The sequence below is a fragment of the Nocardioides sp. P5_C9_2 genome (genome assembly GCF_054049555.1).
The window spans coordinates 1-4,953 of the sequence record NZ_JBFUMD010000299.1 but is presented as its reverse complement, the minus strand read 5'-3'; the positions used below and the strand labels follow the sequence as shown (position 1 = coordinate 4,953).

The 4,953-nt window shown below is 71.8% G+C and carries 4 protein-coding genes; 1 reads left to right on the top strand and 3 read right to left on the bottom strand.

Annotation, left to right across the window (positions count from 1 at the left end; genetic code table 11):
* Positions 1 to 465, top strand: a 465-nt coding sequence (locus tag ACXJKL_RS14440) for a gluconokinase (protein WP_457207738.1), incomplete at its 5' end; no start/stop codon positions are given.
* A gap of 4 nt (positions 466 to 469) precedes the next feature.
* Here ACXJKL_RS14440 and ACXJKL_RS14435 read toward each other — a convergent pair.
* The 3 genes from ACXJKL_RS14435 to ald all read right to left on the bottom strand — a co-directional run.
* The gene (locus tag ACXJKL_RS14435; protein ID WP_457207737.1) at positions 470 to 3,070 is read right to left on the bottom strand and encodes a DEAD/DEAH box helicase; all 2,601 of its coding nucleotides are present in this window, start codon (positions 3,068 to 3,070) and stop codon (positions 470 to 472) included.
* A complete protein-coding gene (gene xerD / locus ACXJKL_RS14430) occupies positions 3,067 to 3,969 on the bottom strand; it encodes a site-specific tyrosine recombinase XerD (RefSeq protein WP_457207739.1) in 903 nt (300 codons plus the stop codon). Before xerD ends, ACXJKL_RS14435 begins: the two co-directional genes overlap by 4 nt.
* A gap of 56 nt (positions 3,970 to 4,025) precedes the next feature.
* On the bottom strand, positions 4,026 to 4,953 hold a 928-nt coding region (gene ald / locus ACXJKL_RS14425), incomplete at its 5' end, for an alanine dehydrogenase (protein WP_457207736.1).

The following is a 4,953-nucleotide window of genomic DNA, read 5'->3' as shown; positions in this document are numbered from 1 at the left end:
GGCAAGACGACCGTCGCCGCCGAGCTGGCGGAGCGCTTCGGGTGGACCTTCGTCGAGGGCGACAGCCTGCACCCGCCCGCCAACATCGCGAAGATGTCCGCCGGCATCCCCCTCGACGACGACGACCGACGCCCCTGGCTGGAGGCGCTGGCCTCGCTCCAGGCCTTCCACCACGCCGACGGGATCTCCACCGTGCTCACCTGCTCGGCGCTGAAGCGGGCCTACCGCGACGTGCTGCGCAGCGGCGTACCGGACGGGTCGGTCCACTTCGTCCACCTCGCCGCCGAGTTCGAGGTGCTGCGGGAGCGGATGGAGACCCGGGAGCACTTCATGCCCCCGTCCCTGCTGCAGTCGCAGTTCGACACCCTGGAGCCGCTGGCCGGCGACGAGCGGGGCGTGGTCGTCGACGTGTCGCTGCCGCTGGCCGACGTGGTGCGCGCGGCAGTGGCCGCGCTGCGCGACTGACGGCTCACAGCCGGTGCATCGCCGCGGTGGCGAGGACCAGCTCACCCGCCTCGTCCGAGGCGTCGCAGTCCACGACCGCATCGATCACCCAGTCGTGGTCACCGGCGGGGTCGTGGATCGTCTGGCGTACGTCGCGCAGCCGGGCCGTGGTCCCCTCCTCCGCGCCGAGGGGCTCACCCGTCCGCTCGTCGCCGATGTGGAGCAGCTCCGGCCCCCGGGCGTCGCCGTCGACCACCACGGAGTCGTGGTCGGCGTAGTAGGCCTCGATCGCCGCGTCCCACACCGAGCGCCCCACGACCACCTGACGCGACGGGTCGAGCCGGTCCGCCGCCGCCCGCTCGAGGCGCAGCAGGCCGTCCAGGTCGTCGCGGGAGACCAGGTCCACCCGCGCCCACATGGCGTTGCGGATCATCACCGTGAACGGACGCGCCTGCCTGCTGATCGGTCGCGGCGGGGGCGGCGGCTCGTGCGCCGCGACCCGGCCGGGCACGTGCGCGGGGTCGGTCAGCGCCTCCCACTCGTCGAGCAGTGAGGAGTCCGTCTGCCGGATGGTCTCGCCCAGCCACTCGATCAGGTCGTCGAGCTCGGGGGTGCGGTGCACGTCCGGGACCGTCTGGCGCAACGTGCGGTAGGCGTCGGTGAGGTAGCGCAGCACCAGCCCCTCGGAGCGTGCCAGCTGGTAGCGGCTGACGAAGTCGGTGAACCCCATCCCCTGCTCCCACAGCTCGCGCACGACCGCCTTGGGCCCGAGGGCGTCCTCGGGCAGCCACGGGTGCCGCTGGCGGTAGGTCTCGTAGAGCGCACCGAGCAGCTCGGCCAGCGGCTGCGGCCAGGTGATCTGGTCGAGCAGCGCCATCCGCTCGTCGTACTCGAGGCCGTCGGCCTTCATCTCCCCCACGGCCTCGCCCCGGGCGGTGAACTGCTGGGCCATCAGGATCTGGCGGGGCGCCTCGAGCACCGACTCGATGACCGAGACGATGTCGAGGGTGTAGGTGTCGGACTCCGGGTCGAGCACGTCCAGGGCCGCCAGCGCGAAGTGCGCGAGCGGCTGGTTGAGGGCGAAGTCCGCCGGGAGGTCGACGGTCAGCACGTAGCGGCGCCCGTGCTCGTCGACCTCGTCGAGCCGGGTCAGCACCTCGGTGCGCAGCAGCGAGCGCCCCAGCCGCAGCGCCCGACGCGACAGCCGCAGCTGCTGGCGGCGGTCCTCGTGGTTGTCGGTGAGCAGCCGGCGCATCACCGCGAACGCGTCCTCGTCGCGGGTCGCGACGTTGATCAGCATCGCGTTGTCGACCCGCATCCGCGACACCAGCTGCTCAGGGACGCCGGCGACGAGCTTGTCGTAGGTCTGCTCGGTCCACACCACGGTGCCCTCGGGCGGCTTCTTGAGCTGGGCCTTGGACTTGCGCTTGGCGTTGGCGCCCGGCGCGGCGTTCTTGGCCTCGGCCTTCTTCTTGGCGCGCTCGTTGTCGATGACGTGCTCGGGCGCCTGTACGACGACGTAGCCGGACGTGTCGTAGCCCGCGCGGCCCGCGCGGCCCGCGATCTGCTGGAACTCCCGGGTGCGCAGCACGCGTTGCCGGTTGCCGTCGAACTTCGCGAGGCCGGTGAAGAGCACGGTGCGGATCGGCACGTTGATGCCCACGCCGAGGGTGTCGGTGCCGCAGATGACGGTCAGCAGGCCGGACTGGGCGAGCTGCTCGACCAGACGGCGGTACTTGGGCAGCATCCCCGCGTGGTGGACGCCGATGCCGCTGCGCACCAGCTTGGACAGGGTCTTGCCGAAGCCCGCGCCGAAGCGGAAGGCGCCGATGCGCTCGGCGATCGCGTCCTTGTCGACCTTGATCTTCGTCCCCTTGAGCAGCGACGTCGCATGCTCCACGGCGGCGGCCTGGGTGAAGTGGACGACGTAGACCGGGGCCTGGCCGGTCTCCACGAGCTCGGCGAGCGTGTCGTCCAGGTGCTCCATGGACCACGAGAAGTGCAGCGGGACGGGGCGCTCCGCGTCGGCCACGACCGCGACCTCACGCCCCGTACGACGTGTCAGGTCCTCCACGAAGAACGAGACGTCGCCCAGGGTCGCCGACATCAGCAGGAACTGGGCGTCCAGGAGCTCGAGCAGCGGCACCTGCCACGCCCATCCCCGGTCGGGCTCGGCGTAGAAGTGGAACTCGTCCATCACGACGAGGCCGACGTCGGCCGAGCGACCCTCGCGCAGCGCGATGTTGGCCAGGATCTCGGCGGTGCAGCAGATGATCGGGGCGTCGGCGTTGACCGCGGCGTCGCCGGTGAGCATCCCGACGTTGTCCGCTCCGAAGACCTCGCAGAGGGAGAAGAACTTCTCGCTGACCAGCGCCTTGATCGGCGCGGTGTAGAAGCTCACCTTGTCCTGGGCCAGCGCGGCGACGTGGGCGCCGAGCGCGACCAGCGACTTCCCGGACCCGGTCGGGGTGGCCAGGATGACGTGGTTGCCGCCGAGCAGCTCGATGACCGCCTCGTCCTGGTGCGGGTAGAGCTCGAGGCCCTGCTCCTCGACCCAGCCGGTGAACGCGTCGTACACGCCGTCGGGGTCGGTGGTGGACCCGAGGCGCTCGTCCAGGCGGGTCACTCTCGGGCCCGGGGGTGTGCGGTCGCAAAGACCTCGCGCAGGTTGTCCACGGTCACCAGTGTGTACACCTGCGTGGTGGTCACCGACGCGTGCCCCAGCAGCTCCTGCACGACACGCACGTCCGCGCCCCCGTCGAGGAGGTGGGTCGCGAAGGAGTGGCGCAGCGTGTGCGGGGAGACGTCGCGCGTGACACCGGCGGCGTCGGCGGCCTTGACCAGCACGGCCCACGCGCTCTGGCGTGAGAGCCGGCCACCTCGCGAGTTGAGGAACAGCGCCCCGCCCGGGGTGCGCGGCGAGACGAGGTCGGGCCGCGCCCGGGTGAGGTAGGCGTCGACCGCCTCCAGCGCGTAGCCACCCACCGGCACCAGGCGCTCCTTGGAGCCCTTGCCGCGCAGCAGCACCGTGCCGTCGACGGTGTCGAGGTCGTCCACGTCGAGCCCCACGGCCTCGGAGATCCGGGCCCCGGTCCCGTAGAGCACCTCCAGCAGCGCCCGGTCCCGCAACGCCAGCGCGGTGCCGGCTGCGCCGGAGGCCTCGAGGATCGCCTCGACGTCCGAGAGCGGCAGCGCCTTGGGCAGCCGCTTGGCGGGGGTCGGCGGCTTGACCGCGCTGGCCGGGTCGACCGTGGCGAGGCCGTCGCTCACCGCGAACTTGTGGAAGCCGCGCACCGCCACCACCGTGCGCGCCGCCGACGTCGAGCTGAGCGGGGGGTGGTCGGGGTCGCCCTCCCGCAGCCGGACCAGGAAGCCCGTCACGGTCGCCTCGCTGATCTCGTCGAGGCTCGTGATCCCCTGCTCGTCGAGGTGGGCGGCGTACCTGCGCAGGTCGCGCCGGTACGACGAGAGGGTGTTGGCGGCCAGCCCGCGCTCCACCGACAGGTGGTCGAGGTAGGTCCGCACGGCCCGGGTCAGGCCCCCCGGACCGTCGGGGCCGGATGCGTTCAGGCCGGACACGTTCAGGGCAGCACCGACTCCGGGGTGACGGCGTCGATGCCCACGCCCTGACCGACCGGCAGGTTGGTCAGCGTGCCCGCGTGGGTGTTGAGACCCTTGAGCAGGCTCGCGTCGTCGCGGCAGGCCTGCGCCCAGCCCTTGTCGGCCAGCGCCACGGCGTACGGCATGGTCGCGTTGGTCAGGGCGTACGTCGAGGTGTTGGGCACCGCGCCGGGCATGTTGGCCACGCAGTAGAAGACCGAGTCGTGGACCATGTACGTCGGGTCGGCGTGCGTGGTCGCGCGGGTGTCCTCGAAGCAGCCGCCCTGGTCGACGGCGATGTCGACGAGGACCGAGCCGGGCTTCATCTGCGAGACCAGCTCGTTGCTGACCAGCTTGGGTGCCGCGGCACCCGGGATGAGGACGGCGCCGATCACCATGTCGGCCTCCATCACCTGCTGGCGGATCGCCAGGGCCGACGACGCGAGCCCGTGGACCCGGTTGTTGTAGCGCCAGAAGGACATCCGCAGCTTGTCGAGGTCGGTGTCGAGCAGGGTGACGTCGGCGCCCATGCCGAGGGCGATGTTGGCGGCGTTCTGGCCCGAGACGCCGGCCCCGATGATGACGACCTTGGCGTTGGCGACGCCGCCGACGCCGCCCATCAGCACGCCGCGGCCGCCCTGGGCCTTCATCATCGAGTAGGCGCCGACCTGGGGAGCGAGGCAGCCGGCGACCTCGGACATCGGGTACAGCAGCGGCAGCCCGCCGGAGGGCAGCTGGACGGTCTCGTAGGCGATCGCCGTGGTGCCGCGCGCGAGCAGCTCCTCGGTGAGCGGCTTGTCCGCGGCGAGGTGCAGGTAGGTGAAGAGGGTGAGGTCCTCGCGGAGGCGGTGGTACTCCTCGGAGACCGGCTCCTTGACCTTGAGGACCATCTCGGCGGTGCCCCAGACG